This is a genomic window from Lichenihabitans sp. Uapishka_5 (assembly GCF_033947565.1).
Classification (GTDB): Bacteria; Pseudomonadota; Alphaproteobacteria; order Rhizobiales; family Beijerinckiaceae; genus Lichenihabitans.
Genome location: NZ_JARPVX010000012.1, coordinates 1 through 25,216, shown reverse-complemented (window position 1 = coordinate 25,216; position 25,216 = coordinate 1). Strand labels below are relative to the sequence as shown.

General features: G+C 69.0%; 24 protein-coding genes. 11 read left to right on the top strand and 13 right to left on the bottom strand.

Going from position 1 to position 25,216, the window contains the following annotated elements; all coding sequences use genetic code 11:
• Positions 1 to 127 precede the first annotated feature (127 nt).
• Positions 128 to 463: a thioredoxin gene (gene trxA, locus P7D22_RS07315; protein WP_319933568.1), complete on the top strand. Its 336-nt coding sequence runs from the start codon at positions 128 to 130 to the stop codon at positions 461 to 463.
• A gap of 60 nt (positions 464 to 523) precedes the next feature.
• Here trxA and P7D22_RS07310 read toward each other — a convergent pair whose 3' ends face one another.
• Positions 524 to 1,420: a bestrophin family protein gene (locus P7D22_RS07310; RefSeq protein ID WP_319933567.1), complete on the bottom strand. Its 897-nt coding sequence runs from the start codon at positions 1,418 to 1,420 to the stop codon at positions 524 to 526.
• Between the two features lie 3 nt (positions 1,421 to 1,423).
• Complete coding sequence (locus P7D22_RS07305) at positions 1,424 to 2,113, bottom strand: carbonic anhydrase (protein ID WP_319933566.1); 690 nt, start codon at positions 2,111 to 2,113, stop codon at positions 1,424 to 1,426.
• 159 nt (positions 2,114 to 2,272) lie between these two features.
• On the opposite strand from P7D22_RS07305, the gene P7D22_RS07300 reads away from it, so the two are divergent.
• Positions 2,273 to 2,668: a YbaK/EbsC family protein gene (locus P7D22_RS07300; RefSeq protein ID WP_319933565.1), complete on the top strand. Its 396-nt coding sequence runs from the start codon at positions 2,273 to 2,275 to the stop codon at positions 2,666 to 2,668.
• A 91-nt stretch (positions 2,669 to 2,759) separates the two neighbouring features.
• Here the strand turns inward: P7D22_RS07300 and acnA are convergent, their stop codons facing one another.
• Positions 2,760 to 5,456: an aconitate hydratase AcnA gene (acnA, locus tag P7D22_RS07295; protein WP_319933564.1), complete on the bottom strand. Its 2,697-nt coding sequence runs from the start codon at positions 5,454 to 5,456 to the stop codon at positions 2,760 to 2,762.
• A 114-nt stretch (positions 5,457 to 5,570) separates the two neighbouring features.
• On the opposite strand from acnA, the gene ccmA reads away from it, so the two are divergent.
• The gene (ccmA, locus tag P7D22_RS07290; RefSeq protein WP_319933563.1) at positions 5,571 to 6,176 is read left to right on the top strand and encodes a heme ABC exporter ATP-binding protein CcmA; all 606 of its coding nucleotides are present in this window, start codon (positions 5,571 to 5,573) and stop codon (positions 6,174 to 6,176) included.
• On the top strand, positions 6,173 to 6,847 hold the full coding sequence (ccmB, locus tag P7D22_RS07285) for a heme exporter protein CcmB (protein ID WP_319933562.1): 675 nt from the start codon (positions 6,173 to 6,175) through the stop codon (positions 6,845 to 6,847). The genes ccmA and ccmB overlap by 4 nt, the downstream gene beginning before the upstream one ends.
• A 24-nt stretch (positions 6,848 to 6,871) precedes the next feature.
• Here ccmB and maiA read toward each other — a convergent pair whose 3' ends face one another.
• The 8 genes from maiA to gatC all read right to left on the bottom strand — a co-directional run bounded on the left by maiA (position 6,872) and on the right by gatC (position 15,538).
• Positions 6,872 to 7,546: a maleylacetoacetate isomerase gene (gene maiA, locus P7D22_RS07280; protein ID WP_319933561.1), complete on the bottom strand. Its 675-nt coding sequence runs from the start codon at positions 7,544 to 7,546 to the stop codon at positions 6,872 to 6,874.
• Between the two features lie 51 nt (positions 7,547 to 7,597).
• On the bottom strand, positions 7,598 to 9,853 hold the full coding sequence (locus P7D22_RS07275; protein WP_319933634.1) for a xanthine dehydrogenase family protein molybdopterin-binding subunit: 2,256 nt from the start codon (positions 9,851 to 9,853) through the stop codon (positions 7,598 to 7,600).
• A gap of 16 nt (positions 9,854 to 9,869) precedes the next feature.
• Positions 9,870 to 10,856: an FAD binding domain-containing protein gene (locus P7D22_RS07270; RefSeq protein ID WP_319933560.1), complete on the bottom strand. Its 987-nt coding sequence runs from the start codon at positions 10,854 to 10,856 to the stop codon at positions 9,870 to 9,872.
• The gene (locus tag P7D22_RS07265; protein WP_319933559.1) at positions 10,856 to 11,515 is read right to left on the bottom strand and encodes a 2Fe-2S iron-sulfur cluster-binding protein; all 660 of its coding nucleotides are present in this window, start codon (positions 11,513 to 11,515) and stop codon (positions 10,856 to 10,858) included. Before P7D22_RS07265 ends, P7D22_RS07270 begins: the two co-directional genes overlap by 1 nt.
• 381 nt (positions 11,516 to 11,896) lie before the next feature.
• On the bottom strand, positions 11,897 to 13,387 hold the full coding sequence (gatB, locus tag P7D22_RS07260; protein ID WP_319933558.1) for an Asp-tRNA(Asn)/Glu-tRNA(Gln) amidotransferase subunit GatB: 1,491 nt from the start codon (positions 13,385 to 13,387) through the stop codon (positions 11,897 to 11,899).
• A 30-nt stretch (positions 13,388 to 13,417) separates the two neighbouring features.
• Positions 13,418 to 13,732, bottom strand: a complete 315-nt coding sequence (locus tag P7D22_RS07255) for a chorismate mutase (RefSeq protein WP_319933557.1) — start codon at positions 13,730 to 13,732, stop codon at positions 13,418 to 13,420.
• Positions 13,729 to 15,210 carry an Asp-tRNA(Asn)/Glu-tRNA(Gln) amidotransferase subunit GatA gene (gatA, locus tag P7D22_RS07250; RefSeq protein WP_319933556.1) on the bottom strand — a complete coding sequence of 494 codons (1,482 nt, stop codon included), beginning with the start codon at positions 15,208 to 15,210 and terminating at the stop codon, positions 13,729 to 13,731. Before gatA ends, P7D22_RS07255 begins: the two co-directional genes overlap by 4 nt.
• A gap of 40 nt (positions 15,211 to 15,250) precedes the next feature.
• Complete coding sequence (gatC, locus tag P7D22_RS07245; protein ID WP_319933555.1) at positions 15,251 to 15,538, bottom strand: Asp-tRNA(Asn)/Glu-tRNA(Gln) amidotransferase subunit GatC; 288 nt, start codon at positions 15,536 to 15,538, stop codon at positions 15,251 to 15,253.
• A gap of 150 nt (positions 15,539 to 15,688) precedes the next feature.
• Here gatC and ruvX point away from each other — a divergent pair, with 150 nt between their 5' ends.
• Positions 15,689 to 16,180, top strand: a complete 492-nt coding sequence (ruvX, locus tag P7D22_RS07240) for a Holliday junction resolvase RuvX (protein WP_319933554.1) — start codon at positions 15,689 to 15,691, stop codon at positions 16,178 to 16,180.
• Positions 16,181 to 16,187: 7 nt separating this feature from the next.
• Here the strand turns inward: ruvX and P7D22_RS07235 are convergent, their stop codons facing one another.
• Complete coding sequence (locus P7D22_RS07235) at positions 16,188 to 16,352, bottom strand: DUF3309 family protein (protein ID WP_319933553.1); 165 nt, start codon at positions 16,350 to 16,352, stop codon at positions 16,188 to 16,190.
• Positions 16,353 to 16,533: 181 nt separating this feature from the next.
• Between P7D22_RS07235 and P7D22_RS07230 the strand changes: the two genes are divergently transcribed.
• From P7D22_RS07230 to P7D22_RS07205, 6 genes are all read left to right on the top strand, one after another.
• Positions 16,534 to 16,818, top strand: a complete 285-nt coding sequence (locus P7D22_RS07230; protein WP_319933552.1) for a hypothetical protein — start codon at positions 16,534 to 16,536, stop codon at positions 16,816 to 16,818.
• A gap of 99 nt (positions 16,819 to 16,917) precedes the next feature.
• Complete coding sequence (locus P7D22_RS07225; RefSeq protein ID WP_319933551.1) at positions 16,918 to 17,607, top strand: TenA family protein; 690 nt, start codon at positions 16,918 to 16,920, stop codon at positions 17,605 to 17,607.
• 112 nt (positions 17,608 to 17,719) lie between these two features.
• Positions 17,720 to 18,784, top strand: a complete 1,065-nt coding sequence (locus tag P7D22_RS07220) for an alpha/beta fold hydrolase (RefSeq protein WP_319933550.1) — start codon at positions 17,720 to 17,722, stop codon at positions 18,782 to 18,784.
• A gap of 94 nt (positions 18,785 to 18,878) precedes the next feature.
• Complete coding sequence (locus tag P7D22_RS07215) at positions 18,879 to 19,616, top strand: YoaK family protein (RefSeq protein ID WP_319933549.1); 738 nt, start codon at positions 18,879 to 18,881, stop codon at positions 19,614 to 19,616.
• A gap of 93 nt (positions 19,617 to 19,709) precedes the next feature.
• Positions 19,710 to 23,915 (top strand): glycogen debranching protein GlgX, encoded by a 4,206-nt coding sequence (glgX, locus tag P7D22_RS07210; protein WP_319933548.1) that lies wholly within the window; start codon positions 19,710 to 19,712, stop codon positions 23,913 to 23,915.
• 91 nt (positions 23,916 to 24,006) lie between these two features.
• The gene (locus P7D22_RS07205; RefSeq protein WP_319933547.1) at positions 24,007 to 24,600 is read left to right on the top strand and encodes a phosphatase PAP2 family protein; all 594 of its coding nucleotides are present in this window, start codon (positions 24,007 to 24,009) and stop codon (positions 24,598 to 24,600) included.
• Here P7D22_RS07205 and P7D22_RS07200 read toward each other — a convergent pair.
• Complete coding sequence (locus P7D22_RS07200) at positions 24,597 to 25,112, bottom strand: A24 family peptidase (protein WP_319933546.1); 516 nt, start codon at positions 25,110 to 25,112, stop codon at positions 24,597 to 24,599. The genes P7D22_RS07205 and P7D22_RS07200 overlap by 4 nt on opposite strands.
• Between the last annotated feature and the right edge of the window lie 104 nt (positions 25,113 to 25,216).

Genomic DNA, 25,216 nt, shown 5'->3' with positions numbered 1-25,216 from the left:
GGTGGAACGGTGATGGCGAGCGAGCCGAAGCCCTGCCGTCTGCGCTTCCTTGACGCGGTTCCGGCCCGATCCTACCTGAAGGACAACGGCGCCGCAGATCGCGGCACCCATGCGAGCGAGGTTCATCATGGCCGATGCGAATGGCGCGACCCTGAAGGTCACGGATGCAAGCTTCCAGCAGGATGTCCTGCAATCGAGCGAGCCCGTTGTGGTCGATCTTTGGGCGGAATGGTGCGGCCCCTGCCGCATGATCGCTCCGGCGCTCGAGGAGATCGCGGGCGAGATGAAGGGCAAGGTGAAGGTGGTCAAGCTCAACATCGACGAGAACCCGGACACCACCACGCATTACGGCGTCCAGTCGATCCCCACCCTGTTGTTGTTCAAGAACGGCGAAGTCTTCTCCAAGAAGGTGGGCGCCGCGCCGAAGGGCGAGCTGCAGCGCTGGATCGCCTCGGCCATCTGAGCCCACGGGCGTCACCGAAAAACGAAAAGCCCGGCCTCGTGCCGGGCTTTTCGTTGATGCTCAGGTCAGCACGCCGAAGACCGGGCGCAAGGGTGCGGGCCGGTTCTCGTCGCCCAGCGTCTGCTTGAGGTCGATCTCGATGGTGCGGGTGATGGCCGTCATCGGGATCTCGTGCGTCGAGCGCGAGAACGGATCCTCAAGATGACGGCCGGACATGTCGAGCGTCAGGAACATCAACCCGATCACGGCCGACCCCAGGGGGGTCAGAAGGTTGAGTTCGGGCACGAAGCCGAACGGCAGCGCCAAACAATAGATGCTGACGAACACCCCGGGCAGCGCCGAATATTGGCGCGGCATCGGTGTGTTGCGGATGCGCTCGAGCCCGCCTTGCGCATTCGACAGGTCGCTCATGATGTCGTTGATGGCCGTCGCCTCGATCGAGTCGATGCGGTTCGCCCGCAACTCCTCCCCCACCATCTCGGCCATCCGGATGTGGAGCGCGAAGGGCACATTGGTGGCGCACTTCACGGCGTCGAGGTCGGCGTCCGACAGGAAGCGGCGAAGCTTGCGCGGCACGTCCTCGCGCCGCAGCGACATCCGCAACGCATGCACGAAGGCGATCTGGTGCTGGATGATGCGATGGCGCGCCTGCTGCGAGGCCGGGTTGGTCATCATGGCCGACAGCGAGCGCGCCAGGCTGCGGGAATGGTTTACCACGGCGCCCCAAAGGGTGCGAGCCTCCCACCAGCGCGCATAAGCGGCATTGTTGCGCAGGCCAAGGTAAACCGCGAGCCCGGTGCCGAGCAGCGGCAGGGGGATGGAGTTGGGCGTGATCCACGTCCAGCCCAGGCCCACATAGGCGATCGTCACCAGCAGATCGAGCACGAAGAACACGGCCAGGGGACGCCATGTCTCGTGAAGGATCTCACCAAAGCTCAGGTTCGGGCGAACCAGCATGGATCACGCGTCCTGTGACGCCGCAGCCTGCCCGATCGGCATGAAGCTCCGGGTGTCCGCATCGTAGCCGCGAACCTCGCCGTTGCCGATGCCGTAAACCCAGCCGAACAGCGCGACCTGATCGGTCGCCAGCGCAGCCGCGACCGACGGATGGGTGCCGAGGTGCTGCAGCTGGGTGACGACGTTCTGCTCGACCAGGGCCTGCACCTTGTCGTCATCCCCGAGGTCGCCCTGCGTCGCCTCGACCACGGTGCGGGCCGCCTCGGCATTGCGCAACCAGGACCGCACCGTCGGCATGTTGGCCAGGGCGGGATCGTCGATGTTCATCAGCCCCTTCATGGCACCGCAGTTCGAGTGACCGCAGATGACGATGTTCTTCACCTTCAGGGCCACGACCGCATATTCGATCACGGCCGACACGCCCCCCAGCATCTCGCCATAGGGCGGCACGATGTTGCCGATGTTACGACAGACGAAAAGGTCGCCGGGATCGGTCTGGGTCAGCATCTCGGGCACCACGCGGCTGTCCGCGCAGGTGATGAAGAGCGTGGCCGGGCTTTGGCCTTCGGCCAACTTCTCGAAGTGTTCGCGCTGTTCGGGAAAGACCTCCTCACGAAATGTCCTGACCCCGTCGAACAGTCGCTCCACCGCGGACTTATCATGGGTCTTGGAACGGTCGGTCGAGGTCGGCATCGATGGCTCCTGAACAGTCTATCGCGATGCACAATACCAGAGACCGCGCGCTTGTTGCGGCGTCCCTGGGATCCTGACAGAGATTTAATCGCTGCCGCTCATTTGGAAAGCCTTTTCCGGTCGGGACATGGCAGGGCAGAAAGCCTCGGGAGCTTGCCGATGCGTGTTGCGTCCGTCCGCGCCTTCCTGGCCGCGCATGCGCCCGACATCGCGATCCTCACCGTCGAAGGCAGCAGCGCCACCGTGGTTCTGGCGGCCGCGGCGCTTGGGGTGGAGCCGGCCCGCATCGCCAAGACCTTGTCGCTGCGTGTCGGCGCGGACGTGCTGCTTGTGGTCATGCGCGGCGACGCCCGGCTCGACAACGCCGAGGTGAAGGCGGCCTTCGGGGCGAAGCCGAGATTCCTCGACGCGAACGAGGCCCAGGCCCTTACCGGGCATCTCTTCGACAGCGTGCCCCCCGCCGCGGGCGCCACCAACACCGCGCTCCGCATCGCGCCCGAGCGCCTGGCGGGCTTGTCCGCGGCCACCTGGGTCGAGCTTTGCCGAATCACGTGAGCCCTCGGGCGACGCGGCCCGGTCCTTGTCTCGAAGACCGGCGTCATCTTAGCCCCCTCCGCCCGCTGGCGGGCGAAAGGAGCATTCCGGCTCAGGCTGCGAGGTTACGCAGCACGTAGGGCAGGATGCCGCCGTTGTTGAAGTATTCGAGCTCATCCATCGTATCGATGCGGCAGATCAACGGCACGCGATCCTGGCGACCGTCGCCGTGGGTGATGATCGCCTCCATCTCCATGCGGGGCTTCAGGCCGGACGACAGGCCGGCGATCGACACCGTTTCGCCGCCCTTGAGGTCGAGCTTGGCCCAGGTCATGCCGTCCTTGAAGGTCAGCGGCAGCACGCCCATGCCGACGAGGTTCGAGCGATGGATGCGCTCGAACGACTCGGTGATGACGGCCCGGACGCCGAGCAGCTTGGTGCCCTTCGCGGCCCAATCGCGCGACGATCCGGTGCCGTATTCCTTGCCGGCGAAGATGACCAGCGGCACGGCCTCCTGCTTGTAAAGCATCGCCGCATCGTAGATCGGCATCTGCTCGCCCGACGGGAAATGCTTGGTGAGGCCGCCTTCGACGCCCGGCACCATCTGGTTCTTGATGCGGATGTTGGCGAAGGTGCCCCGCATCATCACCTGATGGTTGCCGCGGCGGGTGCCGTATTGGTTGAAGTCGGCCGGGCGCACCTGATGCTCGAGCAGGTACGAGCCGGCCGGCGATGCCGCCTTGATGGAGCCTGCGGGCGAAATGTGGTCGGTGGTGATCGAATCGCCGAGCAGCGCCAGGATGCGGGCACCCTCGATGTCGGCCACAGGCGCCGGCGCCTTGGTCAGGCCCTCGAAATAAGGCGGGTTCTGCACATAGGTGGAGCCCGGCATCCAGCGGTAGGTTTCCCCTTCCGCCACCTCGACCTGCTGCCAGTGCTGGTCGCCCTGGAACACGTTGCCGTAGCGGTTGTGGAAGATCTCCTTGGTGACGGACTTCCTGTGCAGGTCCTCGACCTCCTGCTTGGATGGCCAGATGTCGCGCAGGTAGACGTCCTTGCCGTCCGAGCCCTGGCCGAGCGGCTCCGTGGCGAGGTCGACGTTGAGCGACCCCGCCAGCGCATAAGCCACCACCAGCGGCGGCGAGGCGAGATAGTTGGCCTTCACGTCCGGGTTGACGCGACCCTCGAAGTTCCGGTTGCCCGAGATCACGGCGGCCGCCACGATGTCGTGGTCGTTGATGGCAGTGGAGATCGCCGCCGGCAGCGGGCCGGAATTGCCGATGCAGGTCATGCAGCCGTAGCCCGTGAGGTTGAAGCCGAGCGCGTCGAGGTCGCCCTGCAGGCCGGACTTCTCGAGGTACTCGCCCACCACCTGAGAGCCGGGGCTGAGCGAGGTCTTCACCCAGGGCTTGGTCTTCAGGCCCTTGGCGACCGCCTTGCGGGCCAGGAGGCCGGCGCCCATCATCACGTTGGGGTTCGAGGTGTTGGTGCAGGACGTGATGGCGGCGATCACAACGTCGCCATGGCCGAGGTCGAAATTCGCGTCGACGACGGGGAAGCGCTCGGCGCTCTTGCCCGGCTTCTTGAACTCCTTCTCGAGCGATACATGGAAGCCGTTCTTGGCGGATTCGAGCGTCACCCGGTCCTGCGGCCGCTTCGGGCCGGCGAGCGAAGGCACCACGTCGCCGAGATCGAGCTCCAGCGTTTCGGTGAAGACCGGTTCCGGGCTTTCGGGCAGGCGGAACAGGCCCTGCGCCTCGGAATAAGCCTTCACCAGCGCGATGCGCTCGGGCGCCCGGTTCGAGGCGTCGAGATAGTTCAGCGTTTCGCCGTCGACCGGGAAGAACCCGCAGGTGGCGCCATATTCAGGCGCCATGTTCGATATGGTGGCGCGGTCGGCGAGCGACAGCGCATCGATGCCGGGGCCGAAGAACTCGACAAACTTGTTAACCACGCCGAGCTTGCGCAGCATCTGGGTGACGGTGAGCACCAGGTCGGTGGCGGTGCGGCCCTCCTTGAGGGCGCCCGTCAGCTTGAAGCCGACCACCTGGGGCAGCAGCATGGATAGCGGCTGGCCCAGCATGCAGGCCTCCGCCTCAATGCCGCCGACGCCCCAGCCCAGCACCGCGAGGCCGTTGACCATGGTGGTGTGGGAATCGGTGCCGACCAGCGTGTCCGGGTAGGCCACGGTATGCTTGCCGTCAAAACCGTCCTCCTCGCGGAGCCACACGGTCTGCGACAGATATTCGAGGTTCACCTGATGGCAGATGCCGGTGCCGGGCGGCACCACGCGGAAGTTGTCGAAGGCGCTCTGGCCCCAGCGCAGGAACTGGTAGCGCTCGATGTTGCGCTTGTATTCGAGGTCGACGTTGTCGTCGTAGGCCTTGGGCGTGCCAAATTCATCGACGATCACCGAATGGTCGATCACGAGGTCGACCGGCACCAGCGGGTTGATCTTCTCGACCGGACCGCCGATCTTCGCCATGGCGTCCCGCATGGCCGCGAGGTCGACCACGGCCGGCACGCCGGTGAAATCCTGCATCAGCACGCGGGCCGGGCGGAAGGCGATCTCGGTTTCGTCCCGGCCCTGGCTCGTCAGCCACGTCACGAATTCCCCGATATGGGCTTTGGTGACCGAGCGGCCGTCCTCGTGGCGCAGCAGGTTCTCGAGCAGCACCTTCATCGAATACGGCAGCTTCGACACCCCGGTGAGGCCGTTCTTCTCGGCCTCGGGGATCGAGAAGTAGGTGTAGGTCTTGTCCCCCACCTGGAGCGTCTTGCGGGACTTGAAGCTGTCGTGCGAGGTCATGGGTGTCCTGGCCGGTGCGGAACGGGCGGAATGCTCTTCTTATAGATAATTCCAAACTAGCCCGATACCAAAGCCACGGCGTGACGATTTTTTCTGAAGCGGGAGCGCCGGGGGGTGCAGGATGGCGGCCTTCATGTGCGTGGCCTCGCGGTGGCCCGCAACGGCCAGCCGATCCTGACGGACCTCGGCTTCACGCTGGCACCCGGCCGGGCGCTGGCCGTCACGGGCCCCAACGGCATCGGCAAATCGAGTTTGCTGCGCGCGCTGGCCGGCCTGCTGCCCCCGGCGGCCGGCGAGGTGGCGCTGCGGCTTGGCCGCGACGACGACCGTGCCCTCGGCGAGCGCCTGCACTACCTCGGCCACGGCAACGGCGCCAAGGCGGTGCTGACCGCGGGCACCAACCTGCGCTTCCTGCGCCGCTGGGGCGGGGGCGGGGGCCTTTCCCCTGCTGAGGCGCTGGAGGCGGTCGGTCTCGGTGCCTGCATCGACATCCCGCTCGGCTTCCTGTCGGCCGGGCAACGGCGCCGGGTGGCGGGCCTGTTGGTGGCGGATCGGCCGCTGTGGCTGCTCGACGAGCCCGCCACCGCGCTCGACCGCGACGCCGAGGCCATGCTGACCGACCTGTTGACGCGCCATCTGTCGAGCGGCGGCCTCGCCGTGCTGGCCCTGCACGCGCCGCTGGCGCTGCCGATGGCACAACTGCGGCTGAGCCCCGCATGAGAGGCGCGCTGTGGGCGCTGTTCCGGCGCGAGGTCGCGGTGGCGCGCCGCCTTGGGGGGGGCGGCTTGACCGGGGTCAGCTTCATGCTGGCGCTCGTCATCGTGGTGCCGTTCGCGGTCGGGCCCGACCTGAACCTGCTGCGCCGCATCGGCCCGGCGATGTTGTGGATCGCGGCCCTGCTGGCGACGCTGCTCGGCCTCGACCGGCTGTTCCAGGCCGATCTCGAGGATGGCAGCCTCGACGCGCTGCGGCTCGGCGGGGTGCCGCTGGAACTCGTCGTGGTGGTGAAATGCGCCGCCCATTGGTGCACCACCGGACTGCCGCTGCTGCTCGTGACGCCGGTGTTCGGCCTGTTGTTCGCCCTCGACGGTGCGGCGCTCGCCGGCGTCGCGGCGAGCCTCGCCGTGGGGACGCCGGCCTTGACGCTGGTCGGCGCCATCGGGGCCGCCTTGACGGCGGGGTTCCGCCGCGGCGGCCTCCTGCTGGCCGTGCTGACGGTGCCGCTGGCGATCCCGGTGCTGATCTTCGGGGTGGCGGCGGCCGGGGCCGCGAGCCCGGGCGCCATTGTGCCCTTCCTCATGCCGTTCCTGGTGCTCTGCGGCCTCAGCCTGCTGGCGCTTGCGGGCGCCCCCTTCGCGGCCGCGGCGGCGCTGCGGCTGATGGGGGAATGACGCCCGGAACAGCAGGGCGCCCCGTCAGGCGGGCGCGCCCTGCTGCCGCATCGGCTCCGCCCGCGCAAAAGCCTCGATGGCCTCGCAGCGCGCCATGATGCGGTCGATGGTCGGGATCTCCGGGACGCTGATCTTGAACACCCGCATGACCACGATGAGGCTCGCCAAACACACATCCGCCATTGTCACGCGGTCGCCATGGCAGAAGGTGCCCGTCTCGGCGTCGGACGCGAGCCGCGTCTCGATCGCCTGCAGCCCGGTGGTGAACCAATGTTCCTGCCAGGCCCGCCAGGCGGCATCGTCGAAGCCGCCCGGGCCCGTCAGATATTTCTTGATCCGAGGCGTGATGAGCGGGTGGGTGTCGGCCGCCGCCATGGCGGCGATCGATCGCACCCGGGCCCGGCCGAAGGCGCCGGTGGACAGTAGCGCCGGCTCGGGCGCCGCCTCCTCGAGGTAATCGAGGATCGCCAGCGATTGGGTCAGCACGCCATCCGGCGTGTCGCCCATGCGGTCGATCAGCACCGGCAGGCCGCCGAGCGGATTGAGACGTAGGAAGTCCGGCGAACGGTTCTCGCCCTTGTCGTTGTCGACGAAGCGTTCTTCCCAGGCGAGGCCCTTGAGGGCCAGGGCCACCCGGACCCGATAGGCCGCGGAGGTGCGCCAGAAGGCGTAAAGCAGGAAGCGGGGCGTGTCGGTCATGGCTACGTCCTGTCGGCCCGGGCCACACGGGCCCGGGCGGCCGGATGCGTGTCACCCGGCCTTCTGCATCGGCAACGCTTGACCGGTCTTGTTGGCTTCCGCCCAGCCGCTCAACACCTTGTCGAGCGTCAGCGGATAATCGCGGATGCGAACCCCGGTGGCGTTGTAGACCGCATTGGCCAGCGACGCCCCGGCGCCGCAGATGCCGAGTTCGCCGACGCCCTTGCTCTTCATCGGGCTCGAATGGGCGTCGAGCTCCGGCAGGAACACCGCCTCGATGGCCGGCACGTCGGCATGCACCGCGACATGGTATTCGGCGAGGTTCGCATTGGCGAGCCAGCCGTCGCGCTTGTCCATCACCAGGTCCTCCATCAGGGCCGCCCCGATGCCGAACGTCATGCCGCCGATCGCCTGGGAGCGCGCCGTCTTGGCATTCAGGATACGCCCAGCCGTGAAGACGCCGAGCATGCGCCGCAGCCGAATCTCGGCCGTATCGACGTCGACCCCGACCTCGACGAAATAAGCGCCATAGGATTCCTGGCTGAAGGCCTGCCGCGAATCGCCGGGATCGGCCGCACCCTGGGCCACCAGGCCGTTCGGGCCGGCCGCCGCCGCGAGGTCGGCCAGCTTGGCGCTTTGCCCGCCCGCCTTTACCACGCCATCGGCGAATTCCGCTCCCTCGCTCGGAAAGCGCGCCGCCTGCAGCAGACTGGTCCGCAGAACCGTGCAGGCGTCATATACGGCGGCACCGGCCGAATTGGCCCCGAAGGATCCGCCCGAGCCGGGTGCCGGCGGCAGCGTGGTGTCGCCAAGCTCCACCCGCACCTTGTCGATCGGCAGGCCCAGCATGTCGCCGGCGATCTGGGCCAGGATCGTATAGGACCCGGTGCCGATGTCCGTCATCGAGCTGCGCACGGTCGCGACGCCGTCGCGGTCGAGCGTGACGCTGGCCTTGGCGGCCAGCATCGGGTTGCCGCGGGTGGCACCCGCCATACCCATGCCGACCAGCCATTGCCCGTCGCGTACCTGGCCAGGTTTGGCGACACGCTTCGACCAGCCGAACAATTCGGCACCCTTCTCCAGGCAGGGCACGAAGGTGCGGCTCGAATAGGGTTTGCCGGACTCGGGCGCGACATGCGGCTCGTTCTTGATGCGCAGCGCCACCGGGTCCATGTCGAGCGCCACCGCGAGCTCGTCCATGGCGCATTCGAGCGCCAACAGGCCCACGGCCTCGCCGGGTGCCCGCATCGACGAGGCATGCGGCACGTCGAGCGCCACCAGCCGGTGCGCCGTCATGCGATTGGCGGCCGCGTATAGCGTGCGGGTGGCGTTGGCCGCGGTTTCGTAGAACTGGTCATCGGGAGTGTTACCCGACCAGGACTCATGGCCGATGGCCAGAAGCGTGCCGTCGCGCTCGGCCCCGAGGCGCAGCCGTTGCACCGTGTCGGTGCGGTGCTTGGTGACTGGGAACACCTGCGGCCGCGTCAACACGACCTTCACGGTTTGTCCGGTCAGCTTCGCCGCCATGGCGGCCAGGATGGCATCGGCCTCCACCTGCAGCTTCGACCCGAAACCGCCACCGACATAGCGGCTGATCAGGCGCACCTTGTCCTTCGGCATCTGCAGCGTGCCGGCCACCATGTCGGTGCCGCGCATCAGCATCTGGTTGGCGGTCCACAGGGTCAGCGCATCGCCGTCCCAGCGGGCGATGGTGCCGTGCGGCTCCATCATGGCATGGCTCTGCAGCGGGGTCGTATATTCGACATCGAGGCGCACCGGCGCGCGGGCGAAGACCGCATCCATGTCGCCGGTGGTGGTGTCCGGCGGCTGGCCGTTGTTGGATTTCGGCTTGAAGGCCTCAGTGCGATTGGAGCCGAGGTCGAATTTGGCGCCGGCTTCCGCTCCATAACGCGGCTTGATCAGATAGGCGGCTGCCCGTGCGGCTTCGAAGCTGTCGGCCACCACGAGCGCGATGGGCTGGCCACGATAGGCGATTTCCGGCCCGTTCAGCTGCGGGTTGGTGGTTTGCCCCCGCGGTCCCTGTTTCGGGGCGTTCTTATGGGTCATCACCAGCTTGACGCCCGGTGCCGCCTCGGCGGCGGCCGTGTCGAGGGCATCGAGCCGGCCTTTGGCGATGGCCGACAAGACGAGATAGCCGGTGAGTGCCGGGCCGATATCCCGGTATTCCGCCGCATAGGTGGCGTGGCCCGTCACCTTGAGGGGGCCGTCGATGCGGTCGAGCGCCTGGCCGACAAGGCCGGCGCGTCCGTCGAGCGGGGTGTCGCCGACGGGCTTGGACATGGAGATCATGCGGGCGCTCCGGTCAGGCGTTCAGGGTGGCTTGGGTCAACACCGCCGACAGCGTGCGCTGCACCAGCGGAATCTTGAAGTCGTTGTGGCCGGAGCCTTTGGCGCCCTGCACCAGCGCCTCGCCGGCTCCGGCAAAAGCCGGCGCCCCCGCCTTCTGGTTGGTCAAGGCAGCCTCGGCCGACGCCGACCGCCAGGGCTTCGGTGCGAGCCCGCCGAAAGCGAGCCGGGCCGAGCGCACCTGGCCATCGGCCGTGTCGACGATGGCCGCCACCGACACCAGGGCGAATGCATAGGAAGCACGGTCGCGGACCTTGCGGTAAATCTGCACGCCGGGCGGCGGTGGCGGCAGCGTCACGGCCGTGATGATCTCGCCCGTCTTCAAATTCGTTTCGAGCTGCGGCGTCGCTTCGGGCAGCCGATAGAACTCCGCCAAGGGGATCGTACGGGTGGCCCCATCGGCCGCCGTGGTTTCCACCTTGGCGTCGAGCACCTGCATGGCGACCGCCATGTCGGACGGGTGGGTGGTGATGCAATGATCCGAGGTGCCGAGCACGGCCAGCACCCGGTTGAAACCGCCAATGGCCGAGCAGCCCGAGCCAGGCTCGCGCTTGTTGCATGGCTGGGTGACGTCATAGAAATAATAACACCGCGTGCGCTGCAACAAATTCCCGGCCGTGGTGGCCTTGTTGCGCAATTGCCCGGAGGCGCCGGCCAGCAGTGCCCGACCGAGCACCCCGTAGGATTTGCGCACGCGCGGATCGGCCGCGAGGTCGCTGTTGCGCACCAGGGCGCCGATCCGTAAGCCACCGTCCGGCGTATCCTCGACGGCATCGAGCGGCAGCTTGTTGACGTCGATCAGGTGGGCCGGGGTCTCGACCTCGAGCTTCATCAGGTCGAGCAGGTTGGTGCCGCCGGCGATGAACTTCGAGTCCGGTTTTGCCGCAAGGGCCTGAGCGGCGGCCGCGACCGTGGTGGGGCGCTCGTAAGTGAAGGTTTTCATCAGGCGGCTCCCTTCGCGTCCTGGATGGCCGCCACGATGTTCGGATAAGCGCTGCAACGGCAGATGTTGCCGCTCATGCGCTCACGGACTTCGTGGTCATCGAGTTCGGGGTGTGCCTTGAGGTCGGCCGTCACCACGCTCGGAAAGCCGCGTTTCGCTTCGTCCAGCATGCCGACCGCCGACATGATCTGACCCGGGGTGCAGTAGCCGCACTGATAGCCGTCGTGATGAACGAAGGCGGCCTGCATCGGATGCAGTTGCTCGCCGGTGGCCAGCCCCTCGATGGTGGTGATGTGGTCGCCATCATGCATGGCCGCGAGCGTCAGACAGGCATTGATGCGCCGGCCCTCGACCAACACCGTGCAGGCGCCGCACTGGCCGTGGTCGCACCCCTTTTTGGTGCCGGTGAAGCCGAGGTGTTCCCGGAGCGCGTCGAGCAACGTCGTACGGGTGTCGAGGCTGAGGGACTGGGCCGTGCCGTTGACGGTGAGGTGCACGTCCATCGTCGAGATGCCGGGATCGGTCGGGGAGATCGGCGGTGCCTGGGGCATCGCCTCGGCCGCAAGGCCGGGCCGGACCGAGCCGAGTACCGCCAATGCGGCCCCGCCTTCGAGGACACGCCGCCGCGTGACCCCACAACATTCGTGGTCTGCACTCATGATGTGCGCCTTGAACCTGATCAGAAGCGAGCCGCTCCCATCGCCAACCGGCATATCCGGCGTGCAGGCGAGTGAGCAGTTCCGAACACTTCTAACGTAGGAAGAGCGCGATCAGGTCCGGCTTGCGGCAGAACGACGCCGCGCGCCTGCGTCCGGCAGCCTTGCCGCCACCCCCAAGACAAAAAAAGAGCCGCCCGAAGGCGGCCCAAGTCTAGGGAGGAAACGCCCAAGAAGGGCATACGACCGAAGTCGTGAGAAGACATTACCATGCACCGCAGCATTGTCTAGCCGAAAACAGCCTCATTTGCGCTGCACTGCCCCGTGCCGAGCGCATAGCGCATGCAGTCGTGCATAGCTTCCGGCGACGCAGCTCAGCGTTGCTCAGATCCCCAGCTTCGCCTTCAGGATCTCGTTGACGGCCTGGGGGTTGGCCTTGCCGCCGGTCGACTTCATCACCTGGCCGACGAACCACCCCAGCATGGTGGGCTTGGCCTGGGCCTGAGCCACCTTGTCGGGGTTGCCGGCCACGATGGCATCGACGGCGGCCTCGATGGCGCCGGTGTCGGTCACCTGCTTCAGATTGTGCTTGTCCACGATGGCCCGTGGCAGGCTCGCCTTCTCGTCCCCCACCATCAGCAGCAGCACATCCTTGGCGATCTTGCCCGAGATGGTGTTGTCCGCGATGAGGTCGACGAGGTCGGCCACCTGTTCGGGACTGATGTGGGTGTCCTGCGCCGACAGCCCTTGCGTGTTGGCATAGGCCGCAATGTCGCCGGTGATCCAGTTGGCCACGAGCTTGGGGTCGCGGCGGCCGGGCGCAACCTTGACGGCGGCCTCGTAATAATCGGCCAGCGCGCGCTCGGCCACCAGCACGCTGGCGTCATAGGCCGACAGCCCATAGGCGGCGATGAAGCGCGCCTTCTTGGCATCCGGCAATTCCGGCAGCGCCGCCGCGAGGTCGTCGATGAAAACGTCGTCGAATTCGAGCGGCAGCAGGTCGGGGTCGGGGAAATAGCGGTAGTCGTGCGCTTCTTCCTTCGAGCGCATCGAGCGCGTTTCGCCCCGGCCGGGATCGAACAGGCGGGTTTCCTGGTCGATGCTGCCGCCGTCCTCGAGAATGGCGATCTGCCGCCGCGCCTCCGTGTCGACCGCCTGGCCGATGAAGCGGATCGAATTGACGTTCTTGATCTCGCACCGGGTGCCGAGCGGCTCGCCCGGCCGCCGCACCGACACGTTGACGTCGGCCCGGAGGTTGCCTTTCTCCATGTCGCCGTCGCAGGTGCCGAGATAGCGCAGGATGGTGCGGAGCTTCGTCACGTAGGCCTTGGCCTCGTCGGCCGAGCGCATGTCGGGCTTCGACACGATCTCCATCAAGGCCACGCCCGACCGGTTGAGGTCGACGAAGCTCGACACGGGCGACTGGTCGTGGATCGACTTGCCGGCGTCCTGCTCGAGGTGCAGGCGCTCGACCCCCACCGTGAAGGATTCGGTCGGCGTCAGGTCGACCGTGACCGCGCCCTCGCCGACGATCGGATATTTGTATTGCGAGATCTGATAGCCCTGCGGCAGGTCGGGGTAGAAGTAGTTCTTCCGATCGAAGACCGACCGCTTGTTGATCGCGGCCTTGAGGCCAAGCCCGGTGCGGACCGCCTGGGCGACGCAGAAGGCATTGATCACCGGCAGCATGCCCGGCATGGCGGCATCGACCAGCGACACCTGGGCGTTCGGCTCCGCCCCGAACCCGGTCGCGGCCCCCGAAAAAAGCTTCGACTTCGAGGTCACCTGGGCATGGATCTCCATGCCGATCACCACCTCCCAGTCGCCCGTGGCGCCGCGGATGAGGTTCTTGGGGTCGGAGGCCGTGGCGGTCATGGCAGTCTCGATCGTGTTGGCACGGCAGAATTATTCCCCTTCGCGGAGGCGAACCGGAGGGGGCAGGTGGCGCTCTTCATGGGCGATCACCCAGGCGATCATGCTTCGATAAACGGTTTCGGCCAGATCCGGTGGCGCGCCGACGCCCTCGGCCCCGGCCCGGACGTTCGCCACCACTTCCTCGACCCGCGACTCGATGCGGGCCGGCAGGCCGTGGGCCTGCTTGATGCCGATCACCTCGCCGACGCAGTCCATGCGCTTGGCCAGTAGCTCGACGATGGCCGCATCGATCGCGTCGATGCGGAGCCTGAGCGGCGCCAGGACGTCGTCGGTCGATGCCGTCACGACCACCAGCGCTCCGGCAGCACCACCTTGGGGGCCGCCTGCTCCATCACTTCGCCGAGGGCGAACAGGGTATCCTCGTCGAAGGGGCGGCCGATCAACTGCAGGCCGAGCGGCAGCCCGTCGGCCGAGGTGCCGGCCGGCACCGCAAGGCCGGGCAGGCCCGCCATGTTCACCGTCACGGTGAAGATGTCGTTCAGATACATTTCGACCGGGTCGCCCGAGCCCTTTTCGCCGATGCCGAAAGCGGCCGAGGGCGTCGCGGGCGTCAGGATGGCGTCGACCCCATCGGCATAAACGGCCTCGAAGTCGCGCTTGATGAGGGTGCGGATCTGCTGCGCCTTGACGTAGAAGGCGTCGTAATAGCCAGCCGACAACACATAGGTGCCGATCATGACGCGGCGGCGCACCTCGCGGCCGAAGCCTTCGGCGCGGGTGCGGCCGTATTGGTCGGCGATGTCACGCCCCGGCACCCGAAGCCCGTATCGCACGCCGTCATAGCGGGCGAGGTTCGAGGAGGCTTCCGCCGGCGCCACGATGTAATAGGCCGGCAGGGCGTATTGCGTGTGCGGCAGCGTGATGTCCCGGATCTCGGCGCCGGCCGCCTTCAGCCAGGCGATCCCCTGCTGCCACAGCGCCTCGATCTCGGCCGGCATGCCGGCGAGCCGGTATTCCTTCGGGATGCCGATCACCTTGCCCTTGACCGAGGTGCCGACCGCGGCCTCGAAGTCGGGAACTGCCACGTCGGCCGAGGTGGAATCCTTGGGGTCGTGGCCCGCCATCGAGCGCAGCAGGATGGCGCTGTCGCGCACCGTGCGGGTGATCGGGCCGGCCTGGTCGAGCGAGGACGCGAAGGCCACAACGCCGAAGCGCGAACACCGGCCGTAAGTGGGCTTGATGCCGACCGTGCCCGTGAAGGCGGCGGGCTGGCGGATGGAGCCGCCCGTGTCGGTGGCGGTGGCGCCGAGGCAGAGCCGCGCCGCGACGGCCGCCGCCGAACCGCCCGAGGAGCCGCCCGGCACGAGGCCCGCGTTGCTGCCGCGCCGCTTCCACGGCGACGTCACGGGGCCGAAATACGAGGTTTCGTTCGACGACCCCATGGCGAATTCGTCGAGGTTGAGCTTGCCCAGCATCACGGCGCCGTCACGCCACAGCTGCGTCGTGATGCTCGACTCGTAGGGCGGCACGAAGCCGTCGAGGATGCGGCTGCCCGCCGTGGTGCGGGTGCCCTCGGTGCAATACAGGTCCTTGATGCCGAGCGGGATGCCTTCGAGCGGCCCGGCGTCGCCCGTGGCGAGGCGACCGTCCGAGGCCTTCGCCATGGCGCGCGCCATCTCGGGCGTTTCGGTGATGAAGGCGTTCAGGCTGCGGGCGCCTTCCATCGCGACAAGATGCGCGTCCGTCAGCTCGGCGGCCGAGAAGGCTTTGGCCTTGAGGCCGTCGCGGGCGGCGGCGAGGGTTTGGCCGAGGAGGTCCGTCATGGCTGTGTGCGGTTCGGGCAAGAGGTCGGGGCGGCGCGGGTCACTCGATCACCTTGGGCACGACGAAATAGCCATCCTCGCTGGCCGGCGCATTGCGCATCACCTTGTCGGCGATGCCGCCGGCCGTCACGGCGTCGGGGCGCAGCGGCAGCGCCATCGGGGTGACGGAGGTCATCGGCTCGACGCCGGTCACATCGACGGCATCGAGCTCGGCGACGAACCGCAGGATGGCGTTGAGCTCGCCCTGCAGGTGAGGCACCTCCTCGTCCGTGACCGCGATCCGCGCCAGGGTGGCGATCCGGCGGACCGTCGCTTGATCGACCGACATGGTTGTTCCTCGAAGCCCGCGGGGGCGGCCCGGATGCGGGCGCGACAAAAGGGTGCCGTCCGGGGTAGATCCGGCAACGGCGGCGGTTCTATCACCCGTGGCTTTCGCGATGCAACGGGGTCGCGCCCGACCCGACCCGAGTGAGGCCCGATGCCCGTCCGCCTGCTAAGCCTGCCCGAGCTCGCGGCCGAACTGCCGCCGAAGGGGCGCCTGCTCGGCCTCGACCTCGGCACGAAGACCATCGGGCTCGCGTTGAGCGACGTCGAGCGCCGCCTGGCGTCGCCGTTTGAGACGATCCGCCGGGTGAAGTTCACCCGCGACGCCGAAGTGTTGTTGGCGACGGCCGCCAAATTCGACATCCAGGCGCTGGTGCTGGGCCTGCCGCTCAACATGGACGGCACCGAAGGGCCACGGGCCCAGGCGACGAGGGCCTTCGTGCGCGCCCTGACGCCGTTGACGGCGCTGCCGTGCTGCTTCTGGGACGAGCGGTTGTCGACCGCCGCCGTGCAGCGCGACCTGATCGCCAGCGACGTGTCGCGCGCCAAGCGGGCCGCCGTCATCGATCAGATGGCGGCCGCCTATATTCTGGAAGGCGCCCTGGCGCGCCTCAACCGCCTTGCGGCCGAAGCGCGACAGGACTGACCCGTCCTCACATGTGCATGCCGGAGCCGAACAGCAGCCACAACACGATGAGCACCAGCACGATGCCGCCGATGCCGAGCCCGCCACCGCCGTAATAGCCCGCCCGGTGCCCGTAATAACCGCCGCCGCCGAACAGCAGCACCAGGACGATGATGATCAGCAACAAGGACATGCGGAAACCTCCAGGGTAGCGGAAGCTCGAGCTTCGCTGTTACGAGCAATGCGCGTCGGGGCAGGCCGGGTCAATGGTGCCTGCAGCGGTCGGCACGGAGGCGAACGGAACCGCGGGCCTGCCGGGGCGGTTGCGGTTGGCAGGCCCCGGCGTGACGGCCCCGCAACCAGGATGAACTCGCATGAGCCGATTGCCTCCCGTCCCTCCGGCCAGCAAGCCCGTTCATGGCCCGGACGGCGCCCCGAAAACCTCGGTCGACATCTCCCATCGGCTGCGCCATCAGGCCGACAAGGCGCGCCGCAGCGCCGCCATGGCGGCATCGACGACGCCGGTGCCGCCGGCCAAGGGGTCCGATCTCTGGCTGCTGGCCGCCACGGGGGCCGTGGTGGCCGCCATCGTGTGGCTGTCGGGCAAGCAGCGCGCCGGTGCCGCCGTGGCTGTGCCGCCGAAGCGCCGCTGGCAGTAATCGAGGCCGCAAACCCGCATGGGCGCGGCCCAGCTCCCCATTGGGGTCGGATGGCCAAGCAAGTGCGGGTTGGATGGCGTCGCCAGACCAGGGTGTGGCATGACCAGTGAAATCGATTTCCGACACGGGTTCTTTGGGCGCCTGCGCGCAGCGGCCGGCGACCAGTGGACCGGCTATGTGGGGCATCCGTTCGTGCGGCAGCTCGGTGCCGGCACGCTGCCGGAAGCCTGCTTCCGGCGGTTCCTGGTGCAGGATTACCTGTTCCTGGTGCAGTTCGGCCGCGCCTACGGGCTCGCAGCCTATAAGAGCACCAGCCTGGCCGACATCCGTGTGGCGGCGGCGGGCCTTGGGGCCGTGCTGGCCGAGATCCCCCTGCATGTCGGCTATTGCGCCGGCTGGGGCCTGAGCGAGGCCGAGATGGCGGCCGAGCCCGAGGCGGCCGAGACCATGACCTACACCCGCTATGTCACGGACATCGGCCACACCGGCGACCTGCTCGACCTGACGGTGGCGCTGATGCCCTGCGTGGCCGGCTATGCCGAGGTGGGCCAGACCTTGCTGGCCGATCCGGCCACGGTGCTGGAGGGCAGTCCCTATGGGGCCTGGCTGCGCAACTACGATTCGGAGGACTACAAGGCCGGGGTGCGGCTGGCGCTCGACAAGCTCGAGGACTTGAGCCGCCGCTACGCGGGCGAAGCCCGCTTCGCTTCCTTGTCACGCATCTTCACCACAGCGACGCGGCTGGAATCGGCCTTCTGGCAGATGGGCCTCGATGCGGCGCCCCGTTGAGCCGAGGCTGGCTCGACGGCTGTCGGCCTCCATATAGGTCTGTGGTCCTGAGGCCTGCGAGCCGGTGGACCGCGAACCGGGACACGCGATGATGCGACCACCATCTTGTTCCATGCTGATCGGCACCGCCCTGGCGGTGGTCCTGCAGGTCGGGGCCTGCGCCGCCGCCACCGGGCTTCCAGTGGCGGAAGGCGATTACGTGGCGCATGACTTTCGATTCGCCGACGGCCATGACCTTCCGGCCTTGCGGCTGCACTACGAGACGCTCGGCACCCCGCGCCGCGATGCCTCGGGTGCCATCGTCAATGCCGCGATGCTGCTGCATGGCACCACCGGCACCGGCCGTCAGTTCCTGTCCGAGGCCGACGAGCGGGACCTGTTCGGACCCGGCAAGCCGCTCGATGCTTCGCGCTTCTATGTCATCCTGCCGGACGGCATCGGGGCGGGCGGCTCGGCCAAGCCCAGCGACGGCCTGCAGGCCCGGTTTCCCCATTATGGCTATGGCGACCAGGTGGAAGCGCAGCGCCTGCTGCTGGAGCAGGGGCTCGGGGTCAAGCACCTGGCGGTGCTGCTCGGCACCTCGATGGGCGGCATGGAGGCGTGGCTCTGGGCCGAACGCCACCCCGCCATGGCGGATGGGATGGTGGCCATCGCGGCGACGCCGGCGCCCATCGCCGGCCGCAATATGATGTGGCGCGCCATGGTGATCGACGCCATCAAGGCTGACTCGGATTTTCACGGCGGACTCTACGGCGCCGAGCCGCAAGCCTGGCGGGCCGTGCTGCCGTCTTTCACCATCATGACGGGCGACGCCCGCCACCTCGAGGCGGACGCGCCGACCCGCGGTGCCGCCGAGGCCGAGGACGGCCGCCTGGTGGCCGGTGGCGCCAAGATCGACGCCGACGACTACCTCGCCACCTTCGAAAGCTCGTGGGATTACGACCCGTCGGCGGCTCTCGACCGGATCGCGGTGCCGCTGCTCAGCATCAACTTTGCCGATGATCTCCTCAACCCGGCCGAACTCGGCGTCACCGAAGCCGCGATGGCTCAGGTGAAAGGGGGCGCCGCAGTGCTGCTCCCGGCTGGGCCGAACACCTTTGGGCACCAGACGCTCGGCCATCCGGAGGTGTGGGGACCACCCCTGGCGGCCTTCATGGCGCGGCTGCCGCAGCGCTGAGTTGCCGATGAGGCTTCACGCGTCAGGCGCAGCAGCCGCGACCGGTCCTGAGCCGCTTGCGGCAAGGCTCTGACGATCGCGGCACGATGAACGCTTGCGGAGCCGCCCTGCTGACAAGCCGCGCGGGCCGGCCTATGGCTCGCGCGACGCGGGGCGTTGTCCGATGATCCACTACGACAGGCACTCGCAGGCGCTGGCGGTGGGGCTCGCGGCCGTGGCGGGCTTCGTCGATGCACTCGGCTACCTGCATTTCGGCGGCTATTTCGCGTCCTTCATGAGCGGGAACTCGACGCGCTTCGCCATCGGACTCGCGCGGGACCGGCATGCGGCCGCGGTAGCGGCCGGTTTGATCGGCACCTTCCTGCTCGGCACCATGCTGGGCGCCGCCGTGGGCCAGTTGGCAGGCCGGCGGCGGCCGCCCGTGGTGCTGGGGCTGGTGACGGTGCTGCTCGTCGCGGCGGCCGGGCTCGCCCATCTGGGCAAGCCCTTCGCGGCCGTGCCGATGGTGCTGGCCATGGGAGCCGAGAACGCCGTGTTTCAGCGCAACGGCGATGTCAGCATCGGCCTCACCTATATGACCGGCACGCTGGTGAAGTTCGGCCAGCGCCTCACCGCGGCCCTGATGGGCGGCGATCGGCTTGGCTGGCTGCCCTACGCCACCCTGTGGGGTGGCCTCGTGGCCGGCGCCACCGCGGGCGCCTTCACGTACGAGGCGCTGCGGCTCGCGGGCCTTTGGGTCGCGGCCGCCGCCATGGCGGGATTGACGGGGGCGGCCTTGGGGCTGCCGCGCCGCGCCCGGGCCGCCATCGCGCCACCGGAGGCGCCGCCCTAATGGCATCGGCCCGCGGCCGATAACCGGCGCCGCGCCTGTTCCCGCGCGAGCCCCTACGTCCTATACCGGCCTTGGCGAAACGGGAACGAGTCGATGGTGTCGGATCAGGCGCGGGTACGAGAAGGCAGTCCCGAGCCGCGGGGCGTCAGCCTGCAGGGCAGGGGCGTCAACGTGTCGGTCTATTCCGCCCACGCCGAGGCGGTGTGGTTCTGCGTGTTCGACGAGGCCGGGGAGGCCGAGGTCGAGCGCATCCGCCTGCCGGGGCGCAGCGGCGACGTGTTCCACGGCCTCATCGACGGCATCGCGGCCGGCGCCCGCTACGGCTTGCGGGTCGAGGGGCCCTACGATCCCGGCGCCGGCCACCGTTTCAATGCGGCCAAGCTGCTGCTCGACCCTTACGCGCTGGCGGTCGACCGGCCCTTCGCGCTCGCGCCCGAGCATTTCGGCTTCGTGTCGGGCGAGAACCGGCCCGATGACCGCGACAGCGCCGCCGTGACCCCGAAGGCGATCGTGGTCGATCCCGTGCTGGCCGAGCCTGCTTCCTCCCTGCCCGGATGGGACAGGCTGGTGGTGGCCGAGCTGCACCTGCGTGGCGCCACCAAGCTGCATCCCGGCGTGCCGGAAGCCCTGCGCGGCACCTTTGCGGGCCTCGCGTCGCCTGCCATGCTGGACCATCTGACGGAGCTGGGCGTCACCGCCGTCGAGTTGCTGCCCACAGCGGTCGGCCTCGACGAGCGCCACCTCGCCCCGCTCTGGCTCACCAATTATTGGAACTACAATCCGGTCGGCTTCATGGCGCCCGACCCGCGCCTCGCGCCGGGCGGCTGGGACGAGGTTCGCCGCGCCACCGCCTCGCTCAACGCCGCGGGGCTCGCGGTGATCCTCGACGTGGTGTTCAACCATTCCGGCGAAAGCGACGCCGAGGGCCCGACGGTGGCGTTCCGCGGCCTCGACAACGCCTCCTATTACCGCCTCGCCGAGCATGATCGCGGCCAATACGTCAACGACGCCGGCTGCGGCAATATCTTGCAGGCCGACCACCCCGAGGTAGTGCGCCTCGTGCTCGACAGCCTGCGGGCCTGGGCGCGCTACGGCGGCATCAACGGGTTCCGCTTCGACCTCGCCCCCACGCTCGGCCGCAGCCGCAAGGGTTTCGACGCGGCGGCGCCGCTGCTCAGCGCCATCGTCCAGGACCCGGTGCTGCGCACCCTGATCCTCATTGCCGAGCCGTGGGACATCGGCCCCGGCGGCTACCAGCTCGGCGCCTTCGGGGCCGCTTGGGGCGAATGGAACGACCGTTACCGCGACGACGTGCGCCGCTTCTGGCGTGGCGACGGCACCGTGGCGGCGCTGGCGACGCGCCTTGCCGGCTCGGCCGACGTGTTTTCGGCAAAAAGCCGCCCGTCGCGCAGCATCAACTACGTGACGTCGCATGACGGCTTCACTCTGCGCGACCTCGTGTCCTACGCGTCCAAGCACAACGAGGCCAACGGCGAACACAACCGCGACGGCACGACCGACAACCTGTCCTGGAACAACGGGGTCGAAGGCGTCAGCCACGACCCGGCCATCGAGGCGGCGCGCCGGCGCGATATGCGGGTCCTGCTGGCGACGCTGTTCGTGTCGCGCGGCACCCCGATGCTGGGTCCGGGCTCGGACACCGGCCATAGCCAGGACGGCAACAACAACGCTTATGCGCAGGACAACCCGGTGTCCTGGACCGATTGGGGCCGGGCCGACGCCGAACTTCCCGGCCTCATCGCGGCGCTGGCGGCATTGCGGGCCGCCCATCCGGCGCTGCATCGCGATCGCTTCCTGACGGGTCGTGACCGTGATGGCATCGGCCTCCCCGACGTGTCCTGGCACCGCCCCGATGGCGCCCCGCAGGAGGGTAACGACTGGCAAAGCCACGACACCCTGATGGCCGTGCTGGCGGCCCCCTGGCCGGAGGGCCCGGACGCGATCGACCGCGTCGCGACGGTGTTCCATGCCGGCCGTGAGCCGGTGCAGGTGACGCTGCCGGCGCCGCGCCCGAACCGCGCCTGGCGGCTCGCCTTCGATTCAGGCATGCCGGTCGACGAGCGGTCGGATGTTCTTGTGGGCGACGCGGTCGCGGTGGCGCCGCGCAGCGTGCTGGTGTTCGCCGAAGAGAAGCTCGGTGCGGGCCCGGGCGGCGGCCGCACGGTCGCGCCCGAGGTGCTCGACCGGCTCGCCGCCACGGTCGGCATCGCGCCCGAATGGACCCAGATCTCGGGTGAGGTCCACCGGGTGACGGCCGACACCAAGCAGGCCTTGCTGGCCGCCATGGGCCTGCCGGCCCGCACCACGGCCGAGGCCGAGGACGGCCTGCACCAGGTCGCGGCCATGCGGGACCGGCGGGTGCTGCCCCGCGCCAGCGCGGTGCGGGACGGCGCCGCCTTGACGCTGCGGGTGGCGGGCGAAGGCTTCGCCGGCCGCAGCCTCGCCCTGTCGATCCGCCGCGATGACGGCAGCCGCGAGCGCCTCGTGGTCAAGGCCGAGGCCGAACAGGCTCGGGTCGAGGCCGGGGCCGATGGCCGCCCGGTGACGTGGTTCGAGGTGCCGTTGCCGCCGCAGCCGATCGGCCGTCACCAGGTGACGCTCGAGGAGGCGCCCGACCAGCCCTGCAGCCTGACGGTGGCGCCGGGTCGCTGCACCTTGCCGTCCGACCTGCGGGACGGCGGCTCGGCCTTCGGGATCGCGGCCCATCTCTACAGCCTGCGGCATGCGGGCGACGCCGGCATCGGAGATTTCACCACCCTCGGCGCCTTCGGGGCCCGGGCGGCCCGCAGCGGCGCCCGCATCCTGGGCATCAATCCGATCCATGCGATGTTCGCGACCAATCGCGACCGCGCCAGCCCCTACAATCCGTCCGACCGGCGCTTCCTCGACCCGATCTACCTCGACGTCGGCACGCCGGACATCCTGGGCGGCGCGCCAACCGTGCAGGCGGCCTTCGACCGACAGGCCCCGACCTTCGCGACGTTGAGCGAGAACCGCTACGTCGACTATGCCAAGGTGTGGGCCGGCAAGCGGGCGGTGCTGGAAGCGGCCTTTGCGGCCTTCGAAAGCCGCCACGACGGGGAGCCCGGTGCCCTCGACCAGACCGGCTTCGCCGCCTTTCTGACGCGCGGAGGCACGGCGCTGCAGCGCTTCGCCACTTTCGAGGCGATCGCCGAAACCCTTCCGGACAAGCATTGGCAGATCTGGCCGGACGCTTTGCGGCAGGCCGGGGGCAAGGTTGTGGCGGATTTCGCGGCCGCCCATGCGGATCGGGTTCGCTTCCACGCCTACCTGCAATGGTTGAGCGACAGCCAGCTCGGCCGTGCTGCCGCCACCGCCACGGCCGGCGGCTTGTCGCTCGGGCTTTACCGCGATCTCGCGGTCGGCTGCGCGCCCGACGGGGCCGAGGCCTGGGCCAACCCGCTCGACTACGCCCATGGCGTGTCGGTCGGGGCGCCGCCCGATCCCTTCTCGGCCAGCGGTCAGGTGTGGAGCCTGCCGCCGCCGAGCCCGCTCGGCCGCTACCGCACCGGCGGCGCGCTGTTCGGCGAATTGCTCGAGGCCAACATGCGCCACGCCGGCGCCCTGCGGATCGACCATGCCATGGGCTTGTCGCGGTTGTTCTGGGTGCCGGACGGCATGCCGGGCTCGGCCGGCGCCTACGTGGCCAACGATTTCGAGGCGAACCTTGCCGATGTGGCGCTGGCGAGCCACCGGGCGCAGTGCCTCGTCATCGGCGAGGACCTCGGCACCGTGCAGGAAGGTTTTCGCGAGCGTCTGGCCGACAACGACATCCTGGCCTATCGGGTGTTGTTCTTCGAACGCGACGAACGCGGCTTCACGCCGGCCGAACGCTATCCCCGCAAGGCGGTCGCCTGCGTGGCCACCCACGACCTCGCGCCCCTGGCCGGCTGGTGGCGGAGCCGCGACACCGACGAGCGGCTGCGCACCGGGCAGATCGATGAGGCCGCGGCCGCGGCCGCCCGCGACGAGCGGGTGCGCGAGCGCGTTATGCTGGCCGAGGCGGTGGGCCAGCCGCAGCTGGCCGAGGGCGATGACTTCCCGGCCTTGTCGCGGGCCGTGCACGATTTCGTCGCCGACGCGCCCTCGATGCTGGTCGTCACCCAGGCCGAGGACCTGGTCGGCGAGGAGGAAGGCGTCAACCTGCCGGGCACCGACCGCGAACGCCCGAACTGGCGACGCCGGTTGACGCTCGACGCCGATGCGATCTTCGACCGGGCCGACCGGGAGGGCACCCTGCGGAAGGCCGCCACCTGACCCATGCTGCGGCGCGGTATCGTTTACCGCGCTTGCGAGAAACAAGGGCGCCTCGCTTTACACGGGCGCCCTTTGCGGGTTGATGGCCCGCATGGCGCCCCTTGAATATGTGACGGATTTCGCCGATCAGGCCGTGATGCTGCCGCTCGCGCTGGTGGTCGGCATCGCCATGCTGGCGGCCGGCTGGCGACGGGGCGCCTTCGCCTGGGCGGTCGCCATCGGCGGCATGCTGGGCGTGATGCTGGTGTTGAAGCTGTGGGCCGGCACCTGCGGCGTCCTGGTGTTCGGCGACCAGATGCAGAGCCCGTCCGGCCATACGGCGTCGGCCGCCGCCATCTATGGCGGGGTGCTGGCCCTGCTGCTGCGCCGCGCCTGGCCGGGCGTGCCGCTGGCGGTGCCGTGCGCCGCCGCCTTGGCGGTGCTGATCGGCACCACGCGCGTGCTGCTCGGCGCCCATAGCGTGCCCGAGGTCGTGGTCGGCGGCATTGTGGGCATCGTGGCCGCCACGGTGCTGGTGCGCCTCGCCGGCCCCGTGCCGCCGAACCTCAAGCTGCGTGCCCTGCCGAGCGCGGCCGCGATCCTGGGCATCCTGCTGGTGTTCCACGGCCTGCACATGCCGGCCGAGGCGGCGATCCGCAAGGTCCGCATCACCTGGCTGCCCTTCGGGCTGTGCCGAGGCTCTTAAAGTCGGGCGAGGCCGAGCGCTGCCATAAAGCCGAGCACCAGGAACGGTCCGAACGGCACCGCGCGGCGCGCCGACACCGGGCGACCCCGCAGGTGTTCGAGGCCGAGATAGGCCAGCGCGGCCCCGCAGGCCACCAGCACCAGCGGCGGCAGGCCGCCAAGGCCGACCCACACGGCAGCGGCGCCCAGGAACTTGACGTCGCCGAGCCCGAGCCCGTGCCGGCCCCTGAGGGCGCGATAGGCGGCGCGAAGCAAGAAGAACACCAGGACCGCGAGCCCACCCTGCAGGGCGGCGGCCGCCACAGCCATCCTGCCGTCCTGGACTGCGGCCACGAAGCCGAGCGCCGCCACGGCGCCGTTGCATTCGTCCGGGATGATGCGGAAGCGCGCGTCGACGATCGCCAGGATGGCGCAGGCCACCAGCAGCCCGAGCAGCGTCGCAGAATCGATCCAGCCAAAACCATGCTGCGGCCACGGGGGCGCCAGCAGATCGAGCAGCCAGTCGCTCGTCATGGTTTCGCGGGGTTGACCGGATCGGGGGGCGCCAGGGTATCGACCGGGGCGCCGCCGGGCGGGCCTCCGGCCGGCGGCGCTGCCGTCGTATCGCCACCCTCGGC